This is a genomic window from Marinomonas sp. CT5 (genome assembly GCF_018336975.1).
Classification (GTDB): Bacteria; Pseudomonadota; Gammaproteobacteria; order Pseudomonadales; family Marinomonadaceae; genus Marinomonas.
The window spans coordinates 4,076,600-4,100,401 of record NZ_CP025572.1 but is presented as its reverse complement, the minus strand read 5'-3'; the positions used below and the strand labels follow the sequence as shown (position 1 = coordinate 4,100,401).

General features: G+C 44.0%; 18 protein-coding genes. 7 read left to right on the top strand and 11 right to left on the bottom strand.

The window, feature by feature from the left end:
• Positions 1-304: 304 nt before the first annotated feature.
• The 8 genes from pgi to dksA all read right to left on the bottom strand — a co-directional run bounded on the left by pgi (position 305) and on the right by dksA (position 9,019).
• Complete coding sequence (pgi, locus tag C0J08_RS19525; protein WP_212653563.1) at positions 305-1,951, bottom strand: glucose-6-phosphate isomerase; 1,647 nt, start codon at positions 1,949-1,951, stop codon at positions 305-307.
• 25 nt (positions 1,952-1,976) lie between these two features.
• Positions 1,977-2,825 carry a pantoate--beta-alanine ligase gene (gene panC / locus C0J08_RS19520; protein WP_212653562.1) on the bottom strand — a complete coding sequence of 283 codons (849 nt, stop codon included), beginning with the start codon at positions 2,823-2,825 and terminating at the stop codon, positions 1,977-1,979.
• Complete coding sequence (gene panB / locus C0J08_RS19515; RefSeq protein ID WP_212653561.1) at positions 2,825-3,649, bottom strand: 3-methyl-2-oxobutanoate hydroxymethyltransferase; 825 nt, start codon at positions 3,647-3,649, stop codon at positions 2,825-2,827. Before panB ends, panC begins: the two co-directional genes overlap by 1 nt.
• A 3-nt stretch (positions 3,650-3,652) precedes the next feature.
• A complete protein-coding gene (gene folK / locus C0J08_RS19510; protein ID WP_212656357.1) occupies positions 3,653-4,135 on the bottom strand; it encodes a 2-amino-4-hydroxy-6-hydroxymethyldihydropteridine diphosphokinase in 483 nt (160 codons plus the stop codon).
• 14 nt (positions 4,136-4,149) lie between these two features.
• Positions 4,150-5,595: a polynucleotide adenylyltransferase PcnB gene (gene pcnB / locus C0J08_RS19505; protein ID WP_212653560.1), complete on the bottom strand. Its 1,446-nt coding sequence runs from the start codon at positions 5,593-5,595 to the stop codon at positions 4,150-4,152.
• 561 nt (positions 5,596-6,156) lie between these two features.
• A complete protein-coding gene (locus C0J08_RS19500) occupies positions 6,157-7,557 on the bottom strand; it encodes a sigma-54-dependent transcriptional regulator (protein ID WP_212653559.1) in 1,401 nt (466 codons plus the stop codon).
• 92 nt (positions 7,558-7,649) lie between these two features.
• Complete coding sequence (gene gluQRS / locus C0J08_RS19495; RefSeq protein WP_212653558.1) at positions 7,650-8,552, bottom strand: tRNA glutamyl-Q(34) synthetase GluQRS; 903 nt, start codon at positions 8,550-8,552, stop codon at positions 7,650-7,652.
• 32 nt (positions 8,553-8,584) lie between these two features.
• Positions 8,585-9,019, bottom strand: a complete 435-nt coding sequence (dksA, locus tag C0J08_RS19490; RefSeq protein ID WP_502711638.1) for an RNA polymerase-binding protein DksA — start codon at positions 9,017-9,019, stop codon at positions 8,585-8,587.
• A 171-nt stretch (positions 9,020-9,190) separates the two neighbouring features.
• Between dksA and C0J08_RS19485 the strand changes: the two genes are divergently transcribed.
• A complete protein-coding gene (locus C0J08_RS19485; protein WP_212653557.1) occupies positions 9,191-10,360 on the top strand; it encodes an aminotransferase class I/II-fold pyridoxal phosphate-dependent enzyme in 1,170 nt (389 codons plus the stop codon).
• A gap of 21 nt (positions 10,361-10,381) precedes the next feature.
• Here the strand turns inward: C0J08_RS19485 and lptG are convergent, their stop codons facing one another.
• Both lptG and lptF read right to left on the bottom strand, forming a co-directional pair.
• A complete protein-coding gene (lptG, locus tag C0J08_RS19480) occupies positions 10,382-11,443 on the bottom strand; it encodes an LPS export ABC transporter permease LptG (RefSeq protein WP_212653556.1) in 1,062 nt (353 codons plus the stop codon).
• 7 nt (positions 11,444-11,450) lie between these two features.
• Positions 11,451-12,569, bottom strand: a complete 1,119-nt coding sequence (gene lptF / locus C0J08_RS19475; RefSeq protein WP_249344385.1) for an LPS export ABC transporter permease LptF — start codon at positions 12,567-12,569, stop codon at positions 11,451-11,453.
• A 267-nt stretch (positions 12,570-12,836) separates the two neighbouring features.
• On the opposite strand from lptF, the gene C0J08_RS19470 reads away from it, so the two are divergent.
• The 4 genes from C0J08_RS19470 to C0J08_RS19455 all read left to right on the top strand — a co-directional run bounded on the left by C0J08_RS19470 (position 12,837) and on the right by C0J08_RS19455 (position 18,262).
• Complete coding sequence (locus C0J08_RS19470; protein WP_212653554.1) at positions 12,837-14,297, top strand: leucyl aminopeptidase; 1,461 nt, start codon at positions 12,837-12,839, stop codon at positions 14,295-14,297.
• Positions 14,298-14,561: 264 nt separating this feature from the next.
• The gene (locus C0J08_RS19465; RefSeq protein WP_212653553.1) at positions 14,562-14,990 is read left to right on the top strand and encodes a hypothetical protein; all 429 of its coding nucleotides are present in this window, start codon (positions 14,562-14,564) and stop codon (positions 14,988-14,990) included.
• 140 nt (positions 14,991-15,130) lie between these two features.
• Entirely contained in the window at positions 15,131-17,914 is a 2,784-nt protein-coding gene (locus tag C0J08_RS19460) for a valine--tRNA ligase (protein WP_212653552.1), read from the top strand.
• Positions 17,915-18,004: 90 nt separating this feature from the next.
• Positions 18,005-18,262 (top strand): cold-shock protein, encoded by a 258-nt coding sequence (locus C0J08_RS19455; protein WP_212653551.1) that lies wholly within the window; start codon positions 18,005-18,007, stop codon positions 18,260-18,262.
• A 1-nt stretch (position 18,263) separates the two neighbouring features.
• On the opposite strand, the gene C0J08_RS19450 is transcribed toward C0J08_RS19455, so the two are convergent.
• Positions 18,264-18,686: a CBS domain-containing protein gene (locus C0J08_RS19450; protein ID WP_212653550.1), complete on the bottom strand. Its 423-nt coding sequence runs from the start codon at positions 18,684-18,686 to the stop codon at positions 18,264-18,266.
• Positions 18,687-18,780: 94 nt separating this feature from the next.
• On the opposite strand from C0J08_RS19450, the gene tadA reads away from it, so the two are divergent.
• Both tadA and purL read left to right on the top strand, forming a co-directional pair.
• Positions 18,781-19,269, top strand: coding sequence for a tRNA adenosine(34) deaminase TadA (tadA, locus tag C0J08_RS19445; protein ID WP_212653549.1), 489 nt, complete (start codon positions 18,781-18,783; stop codon positions 19,267-19,269).
• A 117-nt stretch (positions 19,270-19,386) separates the two neighbouring features.
• Positions 19,387-23,286 carry a phosphoribosylformylglycinamidine synthase gene (gene purL, locus C0J08_RS19440; RefSeq protein ID WP_212653548.1) on the top strand — a complete coding sequence of 1,300 codons (3,900 nt, stop codon included), beginning with the start codon at positions 19,387-19,389 and terminating at the stop codon, positions 23,284-23,286.
• Positions 23,287-23,802 lie beyond the last annotated feature (516 nt).

Below are 23,802 nucleotides of genomic sequence, written 5' to 3'. Positions count from 1 at the left end.
TAATATGCATGGCTTTTAATATTTGTCATATGGGTTTTTATGTATCGATACTAAAACGCTTTTTCTATTTACGCTAGATATCTATTTAGAAAGCCAAGCGGCGTTTCGATGAGGTAGGCGATAGTTTCGAGAGAGAAACGCCGCTTGGCTTGGTGTCATGCACAAAAGTTTGTGTCGGGTAGATGATCGGGCTGAGGCCGCGACTTACAATAATAGGCTCTTTAGATAGGGAAGGGGCAAAAACAAAAACACCAGCCGAGGCTGGTGTTTTTAGTAGCGCTGTACAATACAAGAAGCTAAATGGTTAAGATTGAGCTTTCTTGAACGCTTTGATCAGTGCTTGGGTTGAAGCATCTAAGGTGCTGTTGTCGCTGTCGCTCACAAGGCGGTTGTAGATGTCGGTGCCCAGTACTTTGCCGAGTTCCACGCCCCATTGGTCGAATGAGTTGATGCCCCAAATCGTGCCTTGTACAAAAGTACGGTGCTCGTAGAGGGCGATCAAGGCACCAACGGTGGCTGGTGTCATTTTATCGGTCAGTAGGGTGTTACTTGGGCGATTGCCTTTGATCACTTTGTGAGGAGCAATCGCTTCCACTTGATCTGTACTAGCGCCTGCATCACGAAGTTCTTGTTTCGCTTGTTCTAGTGTTTTACCAACCATTAAGGCTTGCGACTGGCTTAAGCAGTTAGCAAACAATTGTGTGTGGTGTTCGCCAATTGGGTTGTGAGATGCCAATGGAGCGATAAAGTCCACAGGTACAAGGCGTGTACCTTGATGCAGTAGTTGGTGATAAGCGTGTTGGCCGTTCGTGCCCGCGCCACCCCAAATGATAGGGCCGGTATCGGTTTCTACACCATCGCCATTCAATAGGTTGGCTTTACCGTTACTTTCCATATCCAGCTGCTGGATGTGAGCAGGCATAGCACGTAAGTAATGGTCGTAAGGAATCAAAGCGTGTGTTTGAGCGTTGTGGAAGTTGATGTACCACACGCCAAGAGCGCCCATGATAACCGGTAAGTTTTCTTCAAATGGCGCTGTGCGGAAATGCTCGTCCATTTGGTGAGCACCGTCTAGCAGGGCGTAGAAGTTGTCCATGCCAACGGCAATCGCAACGGGCAAACCAATTGCAGACCACAGTGAGTAGCGTCCGCCAACCCAATCCCACATTGGGAAAATGTTTTCTTCCGCCATGCCGAACTCGACAGCTTTTTTGACATTGGAGCTAACGGCTGCAAAGTGTTTGCTGATATCACTTTGTGTGCCACCATTGTTTAGGAACCAGTCTCGCGCGGCGTTAGCATTCGATAAGGTTTCTAGCGTGCCGAATGTCTTTGAGGAAATCACAAAAACGGTGGTTTCTGGGTTCACTTGTTTTAATTTGCCAGTGATGTCTGAGCCATCGATGTTCGCGACAAAATGAACCTTGATATCGTCTTTTTTGTAAGGAGTGAGCGCTTCAGCAACGACTTTAGGCCCGAGGTAAGAGCCACCGATACCGATTGAGATGACATCAGTAATGCGTTTGCCTGTGTAGCCTTTCCATTCGCCGCTATGAAGTTGCGCAACAAACGCTTCCATTTGCTTCAGTGTGGCACGTACTTCGGCCAAGACGTTCACGCCATCCACCATTAAGGTTTCTTGTGCTTGGCTAGCACGAAGAGCAATGTGCAACACAGAACGATCTTCCGTGTTGTTAATGTGGTCGCCACTGAACATGCCTTTGATTGCGCTTTCAAGACCGGCTTCTTTTGCTAGGTCAGTAAGCAGTGAAAGCGTTTCGTCATTGGCTCGGTTTTTTGCGTAATCTAATGTCCAGCCAGCGGCTTGTGTCGTGTATTTCTCGGCACGGTTTGGGTCTGCGTCAAACAAGGACTTGATGCTAACAGATGCGATGGTTTGTTTGTGCTCTGTTAACTTCTTCCAAGCGGTTAATTCTGTGGGTGAACCCATTACAATCTCCCTAGAAATCAAAGTTTTATAGCTCTACACGCAGGTTATCGATCAAGCGTGCACTGCCTAAGTGTGCCGCAGCCAAAATGACTAGGCGTTTCTCTTCCTCTGACGGTGTTTGTAAATTGTCTTGTGCGCGTATTTCGAAATAATCACGACGGAAACCAGCCGCTTCAAGCTTCTGTTGAGCTTGTTCGCGAATGTCCTCGTGACTCGCACTGTTTGCTAGGAGCGCCTCTTTCGCCCATAGCAGGGTTTGATACATTGCAGGTGCAATGCGTCTTTCTTCTTCTGTTAGGTAGCCATTACGAGAACTCATCGCGAGTCCGTCGTCATTGCGTGCGGTATCAATGCCAATAACGCGAACGTTAGAGCTGAGATCGCGTACCATGTCTTCAATAACTTTAAGTTGTTGAAAGTCCTTGTTGCCAAATATGGCACAGTCTGGCTGAACAATGTTAAACAATTTTGTCACGACTGTGGCAACACCCACAAAATGTCCAGGGCGTGAAGCACCACAAAGAATATCGGACAGTCCCATGACTTCAATTTGTGTTTGGCTACGCTTGCCATCAGGGTACATTTCCAACGCATCAGGGGCGAATAGGTAATGGCAGCCGTTGGCTTCTAAGACTTTTTTGTCTTCTTCTAGTGTTTTTGGGTAGCGTTCTAAATCTTCGTTAGCCGAGAATTGCATCGGGTTAACAAAAATAGAGGATACAACGACATCGCCTTCTTCGCTTGCGCGACGAATTAATGACATATGGCCGTCGTGTAAGTTGCCCATTGTTGGTACAAAAATAATGCTTTTGTCTTGTAGGCGCTCAATTTTTAGCGCAGCACGAAGTTCGGCAATTGTATGGAAAGTTTTCATTATTTGAATCCGTGCTCAGGTCCTGGGAATGTCATGTCTTTAACTTCTTTCACATAAGCTTCAAAGGCTTCTGTTACATTCCGACCATCGGTTAAAAAGTTTTTAACGAATTTAGGAGTGTGGCCAAGGTTTATGCCAAGCATATCGTGCATGACCAGCACTTGGCCGTCGGTATGGTGTCCTGCACCAATACCAATAGTGGGTACAGGAACCGCATCGGTTAAGGTCTTGCCAAGCTCTGTGGGGATGCATTCATATAAAAGAATGTCAGCGCCCGCCGCCACCAAGTCTAACGACTCTTGTAGTAATAGGTCGGCGGCATCTTGGCTTTTGCCTTGTACTTTATAGCCACCAAATTTATGCACAGATTGCGGTGTGAGACCTAAATGCGCACACACCGGAATGCCACGTTGGCTGAGCAGTTTTATTGTGTCTGCTAACCAGCTGCCGCCTTCAAGCTTGACCATATTAGCGCCAGCTTGCATAAGCTTTGCCGCGTTGTCTAGCGCTTGCTCAGGTTTGCTGTAACTCATAAAAGACATATCAGCTAGGATGAAGGCGTTGGTGTTGCCTCGTTTTACTGCTGCAGTGTGATAGCACATATCTTCGATGGTAACGGGTAATGTACTGTCTTGGCCTTGTACGACCATGCCAAGAGAATCCCCAACCAATATTGTTTCTACGCCCGCAACATTCATGACATTGGTAAAAGAGGCGTCATAGCTTGTTAAGCAGGTGATTTTCTCTTTATCCGCTTTCATTTTTTTCAGTGTGGATAGAGTAACTGGCTTGGTGAGTTTTCTTTGTGAGTTATCTGAATACATAATTTATTCTTCTTTGATAAAGACCAAATCGCTGGTATCAAGTTGTTGAAGCTGCTCAGTAACGGTGTTTCCATTCGCCAAAACTCGGTCAGGAGCAAGGTCGCTAAGCGGCTTGATGACAAACCCTCGTTCTAGCATGAACGAATGTGGAACGGTGAGTCGTGGTGTCTGTATTGTCTCTTGTCCATACAATAACAGATCTAAGTCTAGGGTGCGCGGCCCCCAATGCCGTTCTCTGACTCGACGTTGCGAATGTTCAATGCTTTGCAATAAGTCGAGTAATTCAATAGGAGAGAGGTGGGTATCAAACTCGGCAACCGCATTAATATAGTCTGGTTGATCCTGTGGACCAACAGGTTTGCTGCCATAAATAGAAGAAACACGAAGATTTTTTAGATCGTCGTGTTTCTTTAAGGTTTCAATGGCGCGATCGATTTGCGCCATTGGATTTTCAAGATTGCTGCCGAGGCCAATATAAGCGTGTATCAAAACGCACCCTCTTATTCGTTATAAGTTTCGCTTTGTGACGTGGTTTTAGTCGTATTGCTTTTTCTACGGCGACGTGGACGGCGCTTTTTAGGGCCGTCTTTGTCTTTAACGAATGAATCTATACTTTTGATCAATTCTCTTTGTTGGCTTTCGGTGCCATGCTGGAATTTCTCCCACCAATCACCCAAGCCATCCAAATTGGTACCGCTGAGTTCACGAATCAGTAAAAAGTCGAAACCTGCGCGGAAACGAGGATGTTCCAGCAATAAGAAAGCGCGCTTACCGTAGCGTTTAGGTAAACGGAATTGCATATCCCATATTTCGCGCATCGGTGTTGAAAAGCGGCGTGGAATGGCTGTTGAGGCAACTTGGTTGTCTAACACCATATTGGCAGCTTGGTGCAATGCTGGTGTGACTGGCATGCCCTGCGCTTGGAATTCTTCGTGTCGCAGAGCCACGCTAGGCCATAGTAGAACCGCGTATAAGAAATATGGTGCCGTTGTTTTACCGCTCTGGATGCGGCTATCTGTATTTCTTAGACCTTGAAGGATAAAAGCTTCAGGGTCTATGTCATCACGCTTCCAGCCACTTTGAAGTAGTGCTTCTGTATCTGGAAACAGGTAACGGAACAGGCCGTATTGGCGAAGTAAGTGGAAGGTATCAATACCATTGCCACTACCGAGAAGTTTAAGCACTTCTTCGAATAATCGAGCTGGTGGTATGTGGTCCAAAAGATGAGCCATTTCTTTGATTGGCGCAGCGGTTTCGGCTTCTATTTCGAATCCTAACTTACCAGCAAAGCGAATAGCGCGCAGCATACGCACAGGATCTTCCTGATAGCGTTGGCGTGCATCGCCAATGATGCGAATTTGTTTGTTTTCAATGTCTTTTAGGCCGCCGCAGTAATCATGGATACTGAAGTCCTGAACATTGTAATACAAGGCATTAAAAGTGAAGTCGCGACGCTCAGCGTCTTCCTCAATGCTGCCGTAAACATTGTCTCTTAAAACAATGCCGTGGGCAGATCGGGCCGAGTCTTTGCCTTTTAGTGATGTGTTCTTTGTATCGTCTTCATTGTCTTCTTGGGCTGTTCCGGCTCTAAAGGTCGAAACTTCAATAATTTCTCGGCCAAATGTGACATGGACTAATTTGAATCGGCGGCCTATGAGTCTTGAGTTTGAAAATATGTTGTGGACTTCTTCTGGTGTGGCATTGGTTACCACGTCAAAGTCTTTTGGCTCAATACCGATTAAGTGATCTCGTATACAGCCGCCAACAAGAAAAGCGTCGTAGCCTGCTTTGTTGAGGCGATATAGTACTTTGACGGCATTTGGACTTAAATCTTGTCGAGATAAGCTGTGATCGCTGCGTGGAATGATAATTGGGTAAGTCTGAGCCTTTGACGAGGCAAGCAGAGAGGTAGCTTTACGTACCAGAGATTTTAATCCTGTAAGCATTAGACAACAAATTTAAAAGTTAACGAAAAATAGCATTCTACACGTGAAAGCACAGATTTACACTGATAATGGTGTTGTTCGAGTAAAATGGGTAAGTCTATAAAGAAGAGGATATTAAAGCGATTGAACATTTACTAATCAGTAAATAAAATAATCGCTTTGGATACATGAAGATACTAGTTCCGAAAACAAAGTGGGTGCTGCTTCTGCAGTTCTACTCAGGTTTTATTTTTATTTTTGCATTGTTTTCATTGCCCTAAGGCTTGTATATCTAAAAAAATCAATTATCCAAAGCGATTTTCCATCCATGACCTCAAATTTTTATTTTTATTTGAAGAGGTCACGGTGTTCTTAGATTTTATTTTTATTTTTAAGAACCTACATACGACGATTAACTTATTTTTATTCTTGGTCAATCTTCTTATCGTTGTGATCTATATAAGGCATTTGTTGTGCCAAAAATAATAAAGTGCTGATTTTGTTGGTTTTTACGATTTATTTGTACACTTTTTTTACAATTTGTTTAATGTTTTCTGGGTGTTTTGGTAACAAGTGTTACCTTTATTCTGTTACTTTTTTGGGTATGCCTAGTTTTTGGCGTCTTTCCCACAAGCTTTTTCTTGATATGCCCAAGGAATGTGCAAGCTGAGTTTCGGTCATCTTTTGTTGGTGCGAGAGAACGAAGTGCTTAAAGTAATCGTCTAATGTTGTGCCAATTAAAGTGCTACTTTCACCAGAAAGTGAGTGTTTTGTTGCGACATTTTGTATTTGTTGGTTGGCTAGTTTTAGGTTGGCGGCTTCAACCCTTTCTGGTGGGCTTAGAATAACAGCCCTTTCTATCGCGTTTTCTAACTCTCGAACATTGCCAGGCCAATGATGTGATCGAATTGCTCTATCGAACGCTTGGTTGTATTTGTAAATGGGTTTGTTGTGTTTTAGACAAGCCTTTTCTAAGAGAATTTTTGCCAACATAGAAATATCGTCTTCTCTTTCTCTAAGGGGGGGGAGAAGAAGTTCCATAACATAAAGTCGGTAATATAAATCTTCTCGAAATAGGCCATTTTTAACCATATCAATCAGGTTGCGGTGTGTGGCAGTAATGAGTCGAATGTTAACTTTGGTTGATTGCGTTGCGCCGACTTTCCGAATTTCCCCTTCTTGTAAGACTCGTAGCAGTCTGGCTTGCGCTTCTAGTGGTAATTCCCCTATTTCATCTAAGAATAGAGTCCCTTTATCGGCCGCGTAAATGAGACCATCATGAGAGGAATTTGCACCAGTGAAGGCGCCTTTTTCATGACCGAAAAGCTCTGATTCTATTAGGTTTTCTGGAATGGCGGCACAGTTTACGCTGATGATTGGATGGTTGTGGCGTCTACTTAAATTATGCAATGCTTTGGCGACAAGTTCTTTACCTGTCCCTGATTCTCCGCGAATGAGTACGGTGACATCTGTGCCGGCAATTTTCCTCATATCATTGAATAATTCTTCCATTGGAGGGCATTGACCGATAATGCCGCTGGCTGGTGTGCCAAGTGTTAAAGCTTCATTTTTGGGGACATTGGAGAGGCTTACAGTCGCGTCATTTTTTGGGGACGGTTTTGACTGATTCTGATCTTCTAGCTCCAGTGCGTTTACGACATGTTTTAGTAGTGTTTCTGAGTCGGTTGGCAGTGGAAGATAGTATAGAGCTCCCTGAGCCATGCTGTTGACGCCGGTGCTTAAACTGGCTTTGCTATCTAAGACAATGCGGTTAGGCGGGCTAGGGAGTTCTATGTGAGGTTCTTTGAGGTGATTAATCGCTTCCTGGTCAATTAGTAGAAGGTGAAATTCTGTTAGTTCATAGTACTTGTTGGCTTGTTCTAGGCTGTTGCTGGTGTTTACCTGAAAGCCGTATCTAGAAAGCCATTTTTCAGATTCTTTGAGTGGAGAGTGGTCAGGACAAATAATCATAATGCTGTGCATAAAATGTCACCTCTTGTAACTAGTGTAACGATTATACACATGGGGTATTTCAGGTCGAGAGGTGCTAGATAGAAACTAAGCCGTTTGTGTCGTTAGATTAAATGACGATCTTGGCTTTCTATGGGGAGGTATTTAATGTCTTTTAGTTTGTTTGGGTTCCACATGTTGATCGCTTGAGTTAATGCTTCAATAATAGATGAGGCATTATCTGCATTAATTTGTAGATAATGTAAGGCGCGCAGGAGTGTGGGTAAGTGGGCGTTCTCAATGGCTTTTGCGTGATTTTGTTTGCTTATTTTGTCTCCAGAAGGGTTGATGATAAGTGGGATGTGGCAAATGTCTGGTGGCGTCCAGCCAAGTACATCATAGAGGTGTAGTTGTTGAGCGGTTGTTTCGATTAAGTCTGCCCCTCTTACCAAATGGCTAATGTTTTGTAGGTGATCATCAACCACGACCGCTAGCTGGTAGGAGAAATATCCGTCCTTTCTTTTGAGAACAGGGCAATTATTTTTTAAGTCGTCAGTGAAAGTTAAGAGACCTTGGATTTTATCTCGACATTGGTAAATGTTTGGACTGGCTTTGAGGCGCCAGGAATGAGATGCTTCAACTGTGCTTGAGCATTCGGATGGATGGTTGCCATTGAATTGGGTTAGCGATTGGCGTGTGCAGTTACACGGAAATACAAGCTTTTGTCGTTTTAATTCGGACAAATATTCTTCGTAAGTTTCGCTGTGCTGGCTTTGTGTTCGAACGGGTTCGTCGGAATGTAGCTGGTAGCTTGTGAGGGTGTCGATAATTTGTTCGGAAAAGCTAGGTTTGCAGCGCGTGCCATCAACATCTTCTATGCGGATGATCCAACTGCCTTGCTGTTTTTTTGCATCCAGATAGCTCGCTAGTGCGCTGACTAGCGAGCCAAAATGGAGGGGGCCAGTTGGCGAAGGTGCAAAACGCCCCCGATAGTGCTTTGTATCGGTCTTAACGTGACTATTAGACACAGCAGTTAAACGCCGTTGTTAAACGTCAAGGCTTAGCCGCCGATTTGTTTCTCTTTGATTTCGGCCAACGTTTTGCAATCAATGCACATGGTTGCTGTTGGGCGCGCTTCTAGGCGACGAATACCGATTTCAATCCCGCACTCTTCACAAAAACCGTAGTCATCTGCGTCGATAAGCTCAATAGTTTGAGAGATTTTTTTAACCAGTTTACGCTCACGATCTCGTGCGCGAAGCTCTAGGCTAAATTCTTCTTCTTGGCTGGCGCGGTCATTTGGGTCCGCATAGTTTACCGCCTCTTCTTTAAGGTGGTGAACCGTACGGTCAACCTCCTCCATAAGGTTTTGCTTCCAGTTGAGCAGGATGCTTTTAAAGTGCGCCAACTGTTTCTCGTTCATGTATTCTTCGCCATCCTTAGCAACATAAGGAGTGAAGTCTTTCATTAATGACTCAGGGTTCATTTTTGGCATACGCATTGCCTCACTTCGCAGGTTTCCATTGTGGTAGCCTGTAACCGATAAAATTGGGGGTGATTTATTTTCGGCCGGAAACTTACCAGATAATGTGTCGGTTAACCACATTTTTTGCGCAAATTGTCGCGATATTTTTTAAACGAGTAGATAAAAGGTTGAGAAGGTGTAATGAAAGGGAGTCATAAATTAGCACATAGAGTGGAGCAAATCGCGCCGTTTCAGGTTATGGCTTTGTTGTCTCGGGCGAAACAATTAGAAGCGCGGGGAGAAAAGGTTATTCATCTTGAAATTGGGGAGCCCGATTTTGTTGCTGTGAAAGCGGTTGGTGAAGCTGGTGTTTTGGCGATTAAAGAAGGTAAGACAGGTTATACGTCGGCGACAGGTTTACCTGAGCTCAAAAAAGCGATTAGTGATTACTATCAATCTCGTTATGGCGCAACTGTGTCGCCTGAAAGGATTATTGTTACGCCGGGAGCATCTGGTGCATTATTATTAATGGCATCTCTGATGGTTGATTCTGGTGATGAAGTCGTTATGCCCGATCCTTGCTATCCCTGTAATCGCCATTTTTTAGTACAAGCGGGTGCGAAAGCTAATTTGATCAAAACCAGAGCAGAGCAGGGCTTTGAGCTAGAGTTGAGTACGTTAGCTGAGCATTGGACAGAAAAAACTTCTGGACTTTGGTTGGCCTCACCTTCGAACCCTACTGGAGCAGTACTGAGTAAAGCCTATTTATCGGAAGCTTGGCAAAAAGTCAGTGATTTAGGCGGGCATTTATTGGTGGATGAAATTTATCAAGGCCTAGTTTATGAAGGTGATGACTTTTCGGCCCTTTCGATCTCTGATGATATTTTTGTTATTAATAGTTTTTCAAAATATTTTGCGATGACAGGCTGGCGCTTGGGATGGCTGGTTGTGCCTGAATGGGCGATTGAAGGGGCAACAAAGTTAGCTCAAAACTTATTTATTTCTGCACCGACGGTTTCTCAGTATGCTGCTGTTCGGGCTTTTTCATCTGATGTATTGGCTGAATGTGAAATGCGGCGTCAAACATTGAATGCGCGTCGTTTGCTCTTACTGGCTGGTCTGAAAACGATTGGCTTGCCTGTGGTTGCACCGGCCCATGGCGCTTTTTATGTTTATGTGGATGTATCCAGTGTGACACAAGATGCGAAAGCCTGGTGTTTGGCATTATTAGAAAAAGAAAAAGTAGCGCTTACTCCTGGGGCAGATTTTGGCGTTAGCGATGCGCATAAGTATGTGCGTTTTGCTTACACTTGTAGCGAGCAAAAGCTAGAAGACGCGCTGGAAAGAATTGCTAGATTTATCAATGATTAAGGATTGAGTAAGGCGCAATTTTTACCCTCTGCGCCTTACCAATATGATGCCAGCCAGTAAGCAAATGATAATAGGGATGCTGACCCCAACAATAGGTGGAAAGCTTATTGCGACACTCATGCGGCCAAAAAGATTGAGTGCATTCTGGAAAGCTAAGCCAATAATAACGCCAGAAAAAATTCGTCCGCCCATGGTAGATGATCTAAGTGGACCGAAGACGCTTGAAAGTGCAACCAAAACTAAAGATAGGGCGGCGGCGGGTCGTAAGACCGTAATCCAAAACTCTAGCTCGTACTGTGCTGCGTCAAGCTTCTGTTGTTTTAGGTAGTGTTGATAGCTGTTAAGTTGACTAAGTGATAAAGAGTCGGGTTCCTGAGAAGCTAAGAATAAATGTTCAGGTTTTATACTGACTTTCCACTCTGAATGCTTCATGCTTTTTTTCTCTATATGGTCTCCTGCAAATGTGGTTTCTGTAACATCATTAAGTTGCCACTCTGTATCATTCGTGTGCTCTGCACTGGCGGCGGTTTTGATGTATTTTAATTGCTGTCCTTGAGGTGCAAAAATTTGTATGTTGTAAAGTTTTCCTTTGCTGTCGGCGGCATCAATATAAACAAAGTTGTTGTCGGCTTTTAACCAGACGCCACCAGTTAGAGAGAAGTTGCCTGTTTCTTGGTTTTGAAATTTCTCGATCAAATTTGCTTTCTGTTGAGCAACTGGAGCGATAAATTCAGAAATCCCCATCCCAATTAAGGAAACGAGTAGAATGGGTTGGCAAGCCGCTACACCAATTCGCCAAATAGGCATACCAGCAGCACGCATTACCGTTAATTCTGATGTCGCGGCCAGTGTCCCTAGTCCCATGAGGGAGCCGATTAATGAAGCAACTGGAATATATTCAGCTAATTTTCCGGGCATTCTATAAAGAATGACCTGTAACAAAGATTGGACAGTGTAATTGTCATTAACGTTTTTTATTTGATCTATAAAGGTTAGCGCAAAATCCAGTCCGAGCAAGACGACTGCGACAACCAAAAAGGCCCATAAAACACTGCTTGCAATGTATTTATCTATTTTGTTCATATGAGAGTTACTCGCCTGAGCCTTGTTCTAGAGGTGGTCTTGCTTTGTGACGCTCAAAAAATTGATTGAACTGAATAAATAGAAGCGCAGCAATGAGTATGAAAATACCATGTATCCACCATAAACCAAATTGGATAGGAAGATTCCCTTTTTCCAGAGCGGTTCTTCCCCAAATGAGCATGGCGATGTAGGTAATCATCAAGATAATCGCGGGTAGCATTTTGAAGAACCTTCCTTGTCTTGGGTTAACTTGGCTTAGTGATAGGCCAATAATTGCAAGAATAGGGATGATGAGAACTAAAGATATTCGCCATTGTAGTTCTACTTTGTCTAATAGATCTGAACTGTTGATCAAATATAGTGTGCTTTGAATATAGGGTTCTTCATCTATGTCTGTGCTACTGCTTTCCATTCGAACGGCGTAGGTGTCGAATTGGGTTACTCGGTAATTGGCGGTTCCGGGTTTGCCCTCATATCGAGTGCCATTTTTGAAAACCAAATAGTTTTTGTCGCCTTCTGAGCTGATGCGAATTTGTTCTGCATAATCGGCAAAGGTTTGCACAGGAATATTGGTGTTGTTTTTGCGAATAAAGTCGGAAAGAAAAATATTTTTCATCCAACCTTCATTGGGGGTGAAACTGTCGATGTAGGTTGTTCTTTGCCCTCTGCCTTCAAACCGCCCGGGTTTTAAAAAGTCAAATGTAGATAATTGATCTTTAGCTTGTGAGGCTTCTACTGCGCGATGTTCGCTAAATGGCGCTAGCCATAGATTAATGCCAGCACTGATAAGGCTAACAATTAGGGCAATACCTAATGTATAACCAGCAAGCTTGACTTTACTGATGCCGCTCGAAAAAAGTACTGACATTTCGTTTTCGATATAAAGTCGGCCAAAAGCAAGTAAAAGTGATAAGAAAAAAGCCAAGGGTAAGATCATCTGAACGAAGCTAGGGATATGGTAGCCAAGAATTATAAATAAAAACTTGAAGGTCATATTGCCGTCTGCAATTTGGCCTAAATAAAAGGAGAATCGGCCACTTAAAATAACGAGTAGCAAAATTAGCGTGACGCCAGCTGTTGACACCAGCACTTCTTTCGCTAAATATCTAAATAGTCTCAAGGTCACCTCTGGATGGATTCTGCTTTTTTAGCAAAGAGTTGATTACACATCTAAAGCCCCCATTATCTCGTGGTAAGAAGTATATTATCCAGTTTTTTTTAAAATGAGGCTTTTACACAGTAAATCTGCCTGCAAATGCAGTGTCAAGAATCTCTTAAAATACACAGTTGTCTGCTATAAAAGTGTGTTTTTATTCGTTTTTTGATCATGTGTGTTTTTGGCTCGGTGATTTCTTGTGTGAATGTCTAAATGTTATTTTGCCGAGGTTTTTTCATGAATATGGCGTTATTTGATCGCTTATCCGCAGTGCAGGCTGATTTGCTTGTTGCTTTTGTTCCGAGTGAAGGAGATTTTTCAGAGTCAACGGCATGGGTTGACGAAAATGCCAACGGACAAGTTTCTCAACTGCGTGAAACAGGCGTCTTCAAAGGTGCAGTGGCGCAAACTTTGTTGTTGCCAGCTGTGTCTCAAGATTTTGCTCAAGCTGTTTTGTTGGTTGGTGTTGGTAAAGAAGCTAAATTGAGCGACATGCAAGCTCGTAAGGTAGTTGCAGCGGTTGCGGCTCAAATTAAAGGCTTGCCATTTGCCTCTGTTGCCGTTGCTAGCGAAGGATTGGTTTTGAAAAACCGTTCCGCTTCAGATGTCTTGGCTTTAGTGGCTCAGTGGCTAAATGAAGGCTTCTACAATTTTATTGGCTTCAAAAAAGACGATGCTGAAAAAGCGACAAAAGTAACTTCTTTGCATTTACAGGGTACAGATGAAGCCGCTTTGGCAATTGGTACGGCGACAGCGAAAGGTTCGGCCTTTGCGCGTCAACTAGGAAACCTGCCTGGTAACGTTTGTACGCCAAGCTATTTGGCGTCTAAAGCTCAGCAGTTGGGTGAAGAGTACAGTATTGGTGTTGAATTGCTGGACGAAACGAAAATGGACGAGCTCGGCATGCATTGCTTGTTGTCTGTGGGTCGTGGCAGTGATCAGCCAAGTTACTTGATTGTGATGAATTACCGCGGTGGTAAAGAAGATGAAGCGCCGCATGTTTTGCTTGGTAAAGGCATTACCTTTGATACTGGTGGTATTTCTTTAAAACCTGGTCCAAAAATGGACGAGATGAAATACGACATGTGTGGTGCGGCGAGTGTGTTCGGTACGATGAAAGCGATTTGTGAGCTTAAGCCAAAACTTAACTTCACCGCCGTGATTGCTGCGGCAGAGAATATGCCAAGTGGTCGTGCTACTAAGCCTGGTGATATCGTTAAGACTATGTCTGGTCAGACGGTAGAGATTTTGAATACCGATGCAGAAGGTCGCTTAGTGCTTTGTGATGCATTGACTTATATCGAGCGCTTCAAACCGCAGTCGGTTGTGGATATTGCGACATTAACGGGCGCTTGTGTGGTTGCTTTGGGTAGCGTCAATTCTGGTATGTACGCGAACAATGATGAGCTTGCGTCTGAGTTGAAAACGGCAAGCCAAGCTTCTGCCGATAAAATTTGGCAAATGCCTCTTGATGAAGAGTATCAGCAGCAGCTAGATAGCAACTTTGCGGATATTGCTAATATTGGTGGCCCTGAAGCAGGTTCAGTGACAGCAGCGTGCTTCTTGTCACGCTTTACTGAGTCATACCCATGGGCACATTTGGATATCGCTGGTACTGCATGGGCTGGTGGTGCGACCAAAGGCGCAAGTGGCCGTCCAGTTGCTTTGTTGACGCACTATTTGCTAAGCAAAGTGTAAATAACTCGCTTTAGTACATAACATATGGTGTTTAAGGCAGTAATCGTTAGAGGTTGCTGCCTTTTTATTTATTTTTCAGTGAAAAAGCCTATCTAATCAAAGTGTTGTTTTTATACTTGTTGTATCAATTTTTTGTTCTGGTCTGTGGGAGGGTGGACTTTTGCTTTTTTCAGTGCGAAAGTTGAGCGTTGTAATTGATAAGTTAAACGATTTATCACGTTTGGCGTTTCTATTCTTGTTTCTTTAATTATTATTGGTTTTTTTATGTCAGATTTCGCTGCTCAGCATGATGATGGTTTTTTTGAACCAGATGAAGAGACTTTGATTTCGGCTTTGCGAAATCAAGATGATATTCCTATTTTGATGGATGTGGTTTCTGAATCGGTTGCTTCTTCTGTCAGTCAAGAAGCGCATTTGGCGCAGTCTTTTGATGAAGCTAAACATCAGGCAGAGACTTCCTCTAGCGAGGTTAAAAGTGACGAGCATAAGCAAGCTGACTCTGCTGAAATACCGCAATCTCATGACTTAGATGACATTATTACACTGGACGATGTGGTTAATGAGCCAGCTTTGTCTCACGCAGTGATTAGTAAAGCTATTGCAGATGTACTCGAAAAGCGTCTTCCTGAGTTGGTATCTGAAGTAATGCAGGCCTTGCAGGCTTCTAGTACTGACTCAAATAATAAAGACTAACTACAGACCATTCGGTTGACGGATTGTTAAGCGTTGATTGACAGCTTAATTTAGTGGCATGTTATTCTTTATCTTGTTATGACACGTTATAATTCCCCAACTTAAAATTTACCGCTATATAAGAGCCTTAAGACATCATAATGGAAAAGACCTACCAACCTCAGAGTATTGAACAGCCTATTTATAAACGTTGGGAAGAGGGTGGATATTTCTCCCCTCAAGGCAACGGTTCTCCATTCTCTATCATGATCCCACCGCCAAACGTGACTGGCAGCTTGCACATGGGGCATGCATTTCAACATACCTTGATGGATGCCATGATTCGCCGTGAGCGTATGAAAGGCAGCCGTACTTTATGGCAGCCGGGTTCTGACCATGCTGGTATCGCCACGCAAATGGTCGTTGAGCGTCAATTGGCCGCTCAGAATATTACTCGCCATGACCTTGGACGTGAAAAATTTCTTGAGAAAGTTTGGGAATGGAAAGGTCAGTCTGGTGGTACGATTTCTGATCAGATGCGAGTGTTAGGTGATTCTGTTGCCTGGGATAAAGAACGCTTTACTATGGACCCAGGTATGTCTGCTGCGGTGCAAGAAGTGTTTGTGCGTTTATTTGATGAAGGCATCATTTATCGTGGTCAGCGCCTTGTAAACTGGGATCCTGTTTTGCATACCGCTATTTCCGACTTAGAAGTAATTTCGGAAGAAGAAAACGGCTTCATGTGGTATTGCCGTTACCCGCTTGCTGATGGCGTGAAAACGGCGGACGGCAAAGATCACATTGTAGTCGCAACCACGCGTCCTGAAACTATGTTTGGTGATGCGGCGGTAGCGGTTGCCTTCGATGATGAGCGTTTCAAGGATCTTGTTGGTAAGTTTGTTGAATTGCCATTGGTCGGACGTCGTATTCCTATCGTTGCTGACGAATATGTAGATAAAGAATTTGGTACTGGCTGCGTGAAAATCACACCGGCTCACGATTTTAATGACTATGAAGTGGGTAAGCGCCACGACATGCCATTAATTAATATTTTCACTGATGATGCGGCGATTAATGACGTAGCACCAGAAAAATACCGTGGCATGGATCGTTTCGACGCTCGTAAAGCAGTAGTTGCCGATTTTGATGCGCTTGGCTTGTTAGAGAAAGTGGTTGATCACAAACTAAAAGTGCCACGAGGCGAACGCGGTAATACCGTCATCGAACCATACCTAACACAGCAGTGGTATGTGGCGGTTGAGTCATTGGCGAAGCCAGCGATAGAAGCCGTTGAAAACGGCGATATTCAGTTTGTCCCTAAACAGTGGGAAAACACGTATTTTGCTTGGATGCGTGACCTACAAGATTGGTGTATTTCTCGTCAGCTTTGGTGGGGGCATCAAATCCCTGCTTGGTACGATGCGGAAGGCAAACACTACGTTGGTAAAAATGAAGAGGAAGTTCGTGCTAAATACGGCTTGGCGGCCGATGTCGAATTGACTCAAGATGAAGACGTTTTAGACACTTGGTTCTCATCTGCGCTTTGGACGTTTGCAACCCAAGGTTGGCCTGAAGAAACACAAGACTTTAAGGAGTTTAGTGAGTCGGATGTTTTGGTAACTGGCTTCGATATCATCTTCTTCTGGGTCGCTAGAATGATCATGATGACGCTGAAGTTTACCAATAAAGTGCCGTTCAAAACCGTTTACATCACCGGCCTAATTCGTGATGAGCGCGGCGATAAAATGTCTAAGTCTAAAGGGAATGTTATTGATCCATTGGACTTGATTAATGGTATTGATATTGAATCTTTGGTTGCGAAGCGTACATACGGCATGATGCAACCACGCTTGGCTGAAAAAGTCGAAAAGAATACGCGTGAAACTTATCCTGAAGGCATTCAAGCCTATGGTACAGATGCTCTGCGTTTTACGCTTTGTTCCTTGGCATCCGGTGGCCGCGATATTAAATTCGATCTTAATCGTCTTGAAGGTTACCGTAACTTCTGTAACAAAATCTGGAATGCAACTCGCTATGTTTTGATGAACACAGAAGATCAGGACTGTGGTCAAAATGGTGCTGAGGTGGAACTGTCTCTTGCCGATAAATGGATTATTTCACGTTTGCAACATGCTGAAGAAGCCGTTAATCGCGCTTTTGATACGCACCGCTTTGATTTGGCATCCCAAGCCTTATATGAATTTATGTGGCACGAATACTGTGACTGGTATTTGGAATTGTCTAAGCCTGTATTGTGGGATGAAAATGCGACGGCTGCACAATTGACGGGTACTCGTCGCACCTTGGTTCGTGTGTTGGAAGCCTTTCTTCGCCTTGCCCATCCGATGATGCCTTTCTTGACTGAAGAGATTTGGCAGCGTGTTGCTCCACTTGCTGGTATCGAAGGTGAAACAGTCATGATGGGTGAATACCCAATGGCTAATGATGAGAAAAAAGACGCGCAAGCCGAAGCGGATGTGGAATGGTTAAAAGGCGTTATTGAAGGAGTTCGTAATATTCGTGGTGAAATGAATATTTCTCCTTCTAAGCCACTGACGGTTTTGTTCCGCAATGGCTCAGATCAAGATAAAGCACGTTTGGAGGCAAATTTAACTTTCTTGCAAACCTTGGCTAAATTAGACACTGTAACTTGGTTGAATTCCGGTGATGAAGCGCCAATGTCTGCTACCGCGTTAGTGGGTGATATGGAAGTGCTTGTTCCAATGGCGGGTTTGATTGATAAAGAGGCTGAGCTTGCGCGCTTGCAAAAAGAAATTGATAAAGCGTCAAAAGATTTGCAGCGTATACAAGGTAAGCTTTCTAATGACAGCTTTGTTGCAAAAGCACCAGCGGCGGTGGTTGAGAAAGAGCGTGCTAAGTGTGATGACTTGCAATTAACAGTGAGTAAACTGGAAGAGCAAAAGATCAGCATCGAATCTTTGTAAAAACGTGCTTTAAAAACATAAGGTAAGAAGTCTATTTTGACTTCTTACCTTACGCTTACTTAATAAAAATAAAAAAGAGGCGAGATGGTAATGGAAAGATTGAGTGGCAAAGTTAAGTGGTTTAACGACGCGAAAGGTGTTGGGTTTATTCAGCGAGAAGGTGAGAGTGACGTGTTCGTTCACTATAAATCTATTGCTTGTGATGGCCATAAGACTTTAAGAAAAGGCCAGTCTGTCAGCTTTTATTTGTCCACTACAGATTTTGGAGTGCAGGCGATGGATGTTTGTCTAGAAAAAGAGGCGCAAGTTGCATCCTCTGTTTCTAATCCGCCGCTCGAGAGTGCTTAGTTTACGCTGATTCTGTTAGCATTTTATGGGCAAGTTTGACAAAGTCGACAGGTGTTAAAATACCGATGAGCTTGTTGTCCTGAGTGACCGGTAGGCATCCATATTTATTTTCGATGAAGAATTCTGCCGCCACATCTAAGTCTGTGCTGGGTGTAATGGTTAGAATGTCGGTGTTCATTGCTTTTGCAACGGGTGTTTGTTCTTCTTTATGGCTTAGTTGCTGGGTTCCAAATTGGCTGACAAGATAAAAGGCATGACGTAAATACTCTCGTTGTGTGAGTAAGCCGATACATTCGCCTTCATCATTTACGATAGGTAGGTTGCGAATGTTTTTATCATTCATTAGTGCTTTGGCTTTCGCTAAAGAGTCGTTTTCTTTCAATGTAATTAAATTCGTAATCATCAAATCGGCTACGGTACGCATGAATAAGTCTCCTTATGTTTATTTCAGCGCTAATGCCCAGTGTAGAGCGGATCGTGTACTAAATGCAATGTGGCTGTTTTGAGGTAAATTAAGAATGAAAGATCAAGATTGGATGAAGTGTGCGCTGGAGCTGGCAGCAAAAGCGGCATCAGAAAATGAAATTCCAGTTGGCGCGATCGTCGTTCTCAATGATGAAATTATCGGTGAAGGCTACAATTCGCCAATCTCACTATGTGATCCTACTGCTCATGCAGAAATACAGGCTATTCGCATGGCTTGTAAAAAGATGAATAACTATCGACTCCCTGGTGCAACCTTGTATGTGACACTCGAACCTTGCTCTATGTGTGCAGGTGCTATGGTTCATGCGCGTATAGAAAGAGTGGTTTATGCGGCAACGGAGCCTAAAAGTGGGGTGGCAGAAAGTCAGGGACAGTTTTTTCAAGCACCATTTTTGAATCATAAGGTCAAAGTCGAGTCTGGTGTCTTAGCAGAAACGGCTTCAATTCAGCTTACTCAATTCTTCCAATACCGTCGTAAACAAAAAAAGCAGCTCAAGGAGCAGGCGAAAAACGCGATTTAGACGATTAATTTCGTCATTTTGTGTAGAAATTTCATACTCTGCTAGCCACTATTTGCTTCATTGATTTAAAATACCCGCACCATTTCCCCAAAACTACCAAGTGAGGCAATACTCAACATGCTAACTCTGCATGGTTCCGCAGCCCTATCAGCGTTTCGTAAGGCAAAGTTATTAGCCAATATGCAAGCATCTGTTCCATCGGTAACTGATGTGGATGCTCAATTTCTCCATTTTGTGGAGTTGGTCGATAATCAAACACTTACAACTGAGCAGGACGCTGTTCTTCAACGTGCTTTGGCCTACGGTCCTAAATCCTCCCAAGTCAGTTCATCTGATCAAAGTGTTTTAGTGGTTCCTCGTTTAGGAACGATTTCACCTTGGTCATCGAAAGCAACCGATATTCTTCATAATTGTGGCCTTGCGGCCGTATCCCGCGTAGAACGTGGTGTCGAATATTTTATTCATAGTTCGCAAGCGCTAACGCTTGAAGAGCTAGACCTGTTGTCTGCTATGTTGCATGACCGTATGACAGAAAGCGTGCTTCCGGCATTGAGTGACGCCTCTGACATGTTTTCTCATGCTGAGCCTGCACCAATGACCAGTGTCGATGTGTTAGGCGGTGGTCGAGCAGCGTTGGTTGAGGCAAACCAAACGCTAGGTCTTGCGCTTGCAGAAGACGAAATTGATTATCTTGTTGAGTCTTTCCTCGAATTAGGTCGTAACCCAATTGACGTAGAATTGATGATGTTTGCGCAAGCAAACTCAGAGCATTGTCGTCACAAAATTTTTAATGCGTCTTGGACTATTGATGGCGAAGAGCAAGAGCGCTCTTTGTTCAAAATGATCAAGAACACCCACGAACATAACCCTGATGGCACTTTGTCTGCTTATAAAGACAATGCGGCGGTAATGGAAGGTCACTTTGGTGGGCGCTTTTTCCCATCTTCAGATACTCGTGAATACGACTTTAGCCATGAAAACATCGATATTTTGATGAAAGTGGAAACTCACAACCACCCAACGGCCATTTCACCCTTCTCTGGTGCGGCTACGGGCTCTGGTGGTGAGATTCGTGATGAGGGTGCGACAGGTGTTGGCTCAAAACCAAAGGCAGGGTTGAGTGGATATACGGTGTCGGATCTTAAGATCCCAGGTTTTGAACAACCTTGGGAGAGCTACTATGGCAAACCATCTCGTATCGTAACGCCTTTGGATATTATGATCGAAGGTCCTATTGGTGGTGCCGCATTTAACAATGAGTTCGGTCGTCCAAACCTATTAGGTTATTTCCGTACTTATGAACAAAGCATCCAAGGTGCGTCTCAAGAAGAAGTACGTGGTTATCACAAGCCAATCATGTTGGCGGGCGGTATCGGTAATATTCGTCGTGAGCATGTTGAAAAACAAGAGATCAAAGTTGGCGCTAAGTTAATTGTACTGGGTGGCCCTGCGATGTTGATCGGTCTTGGTGGTGGTGCGGCATCTTCTATGGCGTCTGCCGATGGTAACGAAGATCTCGATTTTGCTTCTGTACAGCGTGGCAATCCAGAAATGGAGCGTCGTTGTCAGGAAGTGATTGACCGTTGTTGGCAGCTTGGCGATAAAAACCCAATCAGCTTCATTCACGATGTGGGTGCTGGTGGTTTGTCTAACGCCTTGCCTGAATTGGTAAAAGATGGCGAGCGCGGTGGTAACTTTGATTTGCGCAAGGTTCTGAATGATGAACCGGGTATGTCACCACTGGAAATCTGGTGTAACGAATCGCAAGAGCGTTATGTTATGGCGGTTTCTCCTGATCGTATTGAAGAGTTTACCGCAATTTGTGAGCGCGAACGTTGTCCTTTCGCTATTGTCGGTGATGCAAAAGAAGAAATGCACCTGCAAGTAGCCGATGAGCATTTTGATAACAAACCTGTTGATTTGCCAATGTCTGTCTTGTTCGGCAAGCCACCAAAAATGCATCGTGAAGCCAAAAAAGCAGTGATTGCAGGTGATGATTTTACTGCAATTGATGTGGATCTTGCTGATGCAGCAAAGCGTGTCTTAAGCTTGCCAACTGTGGCAAGCAAAAACTTCTTGATCACCATTGGCGACCGTTCGATTACTGGTATGGTGGCTCGTGATCAAATGGTGGGGCCATGGCAGGTACCTGTAGCGGATGTGGCGGTTACAACCTCTTCTTTAGAAAGTTATACTGGCGAAGCTATGACAATGGGCGAACGCACCCCAGTTGCTTTGCTTGATGCACCTGCCTCTGGTCGTATGGCAGTAGGTGAGGCATTGACTAACTTAGCGGCTGCGCACATTACTAAGCGTAAGCACATTAAGCTATCAGCAAACTGGATGGCAGCGGCGGGTCATGAAGGTGAAGATGAAAAACTTTATCAAACAGTAAAAGCAGTTGGTATGGAGTTGTGTCCTGCGTTGGATATTGCTATTCCAGTGGGTAAAGATTCCATGTCGATGAAGACTGTATGGAAAGAAGATGGCAAGGAAAAAGCCGTCACTTCTCCACTTTCTTTGGTGATCTCTGCTTTTGCGCCAGTCACAGATGTTCGTAAAACACTGACACCTGAACTACAAAATAAAGCGGATACGCGTTTGTTGTTAATCGATTTGGGTGCGGGTAAAAACCGTCTAGGCGGTTCTGTTATTGCTCAGGTTTACAATAAGTTGGGTCAGCAGGCGCCTGATGTGGATGATGCGGCTGTCTTGGCTGGCTTCTTCGATACGACACAAGCGCTTAATGCGGAAGGTAAATTGTTGGCTTACCATGACCGTTCTGATGGTGGTGTGTTTGCGACTTTGGTTGAAATGTCATTCGCTAGTCATCTAGGATTGGACATTGATCTGGATGAAACTATTATCAATCGTATGCAAGTGGCTCCTGCTTTATTCAACGAAGAATTAGGTGCAGTGGTTCAGGTGAATGAATCCGATGTGACTGAGGTGATTTCCGCTTATGCGAATGCGGGTGTCACGGTGACTCCGATTGCTACCTTATCGGGTGACGATAGCATCCGTGTTCGATTTGCAAGTGAAGTGATTCTTGAAGAATCGCGCATCAATTGGCAGCGAATTTGGTCTGAGGCTAGTTATCGTATTCAGGCTTTACGTGATAATCCAGAATCCGCACAGCAAGAGTTTGATAGTTTGTTAGACGCGAAAGATCCTGGTCTATCAGCAGAGCTAACTTTTGATATTAATGAAGATATTGCTGCCCTTTTTGCTAATAAAGGCAATAAACCTAAGATTGCTGTATTACGTGAGCAGGGTGTAAATGGTCAAGTTGAAATGGCTGCTGCTTTCCATAAAGCCGGTTTCACACCGGTTGATGTTCACATGAGTGATATCTTGTCTGGTCGTACAACACTAGATCAATTTAGTGGTTTGGTGGCTTGTGGTGGTTTCTCTTACGGTGACGTATTGGGTGCTGGTGAAGGTTGGGCGAAGTCTATCCTCTTTAATCCAATTGCTCGTGAGCAGTTTGAAGTCTTTTTCAACCGTCCTGATACTTTCACGCTTGGTGTGTGTAATGGCTGTCAGATGCTATCGAATTTGCATGAGCTTATTCCGGGTACAGATCACTGGCCTAAATTTGTTCGTAATGAGTCTGCGCAATTTGAAGCGCGTCTTGTGCAAGTAGAAGTTCAAAAGTCGAACTCTATCCTATTGGCTGGTATGGAAGGTTCTCGTATGCCAATCGCTGTGGCTCATGGTGAGGGGCAAACGGAATACCGAGATGAGCAAGATATTGCGGCATTGACATCTTCTGCTCAAATCGCGTTGCGTTATGTGGACAACTATGGTCAAGCGACCGAGCGTTACCCATTTAACCCAAATGGATCAGCACAAGGGATCACAGGGTTAACTTCTGAAGATGGTCGTGTGACTATTATGATGCCTCATCCTGAACGTGTTTATCGTACGGTTCAGCATAGCTGGCACCCAAGTGACTGGAAAGAACAAGCACCATGGTTACGCTTGTTCCAGAATGCGAGGAAGTGGTTAGGTTAATTTCTCCAGAAGGAATTGTTTGTTGTAAAAGCCCTCTAGTTGAACGACTAGGGGGCTTTTCAGTTTTATAGTAGTTCAACAAAATGTTAATGAAGTTTTGTTTTGCTAGAGGTGGGGGGTAAAAATTAGCCGTCTTGAACAATTAATGTGCAGAAAACATGTTTCTTGTATTTAATTTAACTTTATTTAAAAAAGTGCTTGCGCTAAAAGTTTTAGACGGTATTATACGCCCCCACTGACACGGACAACGAAGCAAACAAGAGTTTGCCACTTACTAAGGTAAGACGTTGAACGAAGGGTCAGACGCTCTTTAAAATAGATAATCAGATAATTTGTGTGGGCGCTCGCTGGAGGCTTCAGAAGATCCTTTTGGGATCAAAAAAATTGAAGTCTTGCGAAACGTCTAACACGTCAATTCGCTTTATGTTGGCTTGTTGTTCTTCGGGACAGTGAGTCGATTAAGTTATTGTTAGTGTAATAGATTTTGAGTAAGCAAACTTTTTAACTGAAGAGTTT

Coding starts and splice junctions, on each gene's coding strand:
- pgi (WP_212653563.1), bottom strand. CDS start 1,951: ATGGGTTCACCCACAGAATTAACCGCTTGGAAGAAGTTAACAGAGCAC.
- panC (WP_212653562.1), bottom strand. CDS start 2,825: ATGAAAACTTTCCATACAATTGCCGAACTTCGTGCTGCGCTAAAAATT.
- panB (WP_212653561.1), bottom strand. CDS start 3,649: ATGTATTCAGATAACTCACAAAGAAAACTCACCAAGCCAGTTACTCTA.
- pcnB (WP_212653560.1), bottom strand. CDS start 5,595: ATGCTTACAGGATTAAAATCTCTGGTACGTAAAGCTACCTCTCTGCTT.
- C0J08_RS19500 (WP_212653559.1), bottom strand. CDS start 7,557: ATGCACAGCATTATGATTATTTGTCCTGACCACTCTCCACTCAAAGAA.
- dksA (WP_502711638.1), bottom strand. CDS start 9,019: ATGCCAAAAATGAACCCTGAGTCATTAATGAAAGACTTCACTCCTTAT.
- C0J08_RS19485 (WP_212653557.1), top strand. CDS start 9,191: ATGAAAGGGAGTCATAAATTAGCACATAGAGTGGAGCAAATCGCGCCG.
- lptG (WP_212653556.1), bottom strand. CDS start 11,443: ATGAACAAAATAGATAAATACATTGCAAGCAGTGTTTTATGGGCCTTT.
- C0J08_RS19470 (WP_212653554.1), top strand. CDS start 12,837: ATGAATATGGCGTTATTTGATCGCTTATCCGCAGTGCAGGCTGATTTG.
- C0J08_RS19465 (WP_212653553.1), top strand. CDS start 14,562: ATGTCAGATTTCGCTGCTCAGCATGATGATGGTTTTTTTGAACCAGAT.
- C0J08_RS19460 (WP_212653552.1), top strand. CDS start 15,131: ATGGAAAAGACCTACCAACCTCAGAGTATTGAACAGCCTATTTATAAA.
- C0J08_RS19455 (WP_212653551.1), top strand. CDS start 18,005: ATGGAAAGATTGAGTGGCAAAGTTAAGTGGTTTAACGACGCGAAAGGT.
- C0J08_RS19450 (WP_212653550.1), bottom strand. CDS start 18,686: ATGCGTACCGTAGCCGATTTGATGATTACGAATTTAATTACATTGAAA.
- tadA (WP_212653549.1), top strand. CDS start 18,781: ATGAAAGATCAAGATTGGATGAAGTGTGCGCTGGAGCTGGCAGCAAAA.
- purL (WP_212653548.1), top strand. CDS start 19,387: ATGCTAACTCTGCATGGTTCCGCAGCCCTATCAGCGTTTCGTAAGGCA.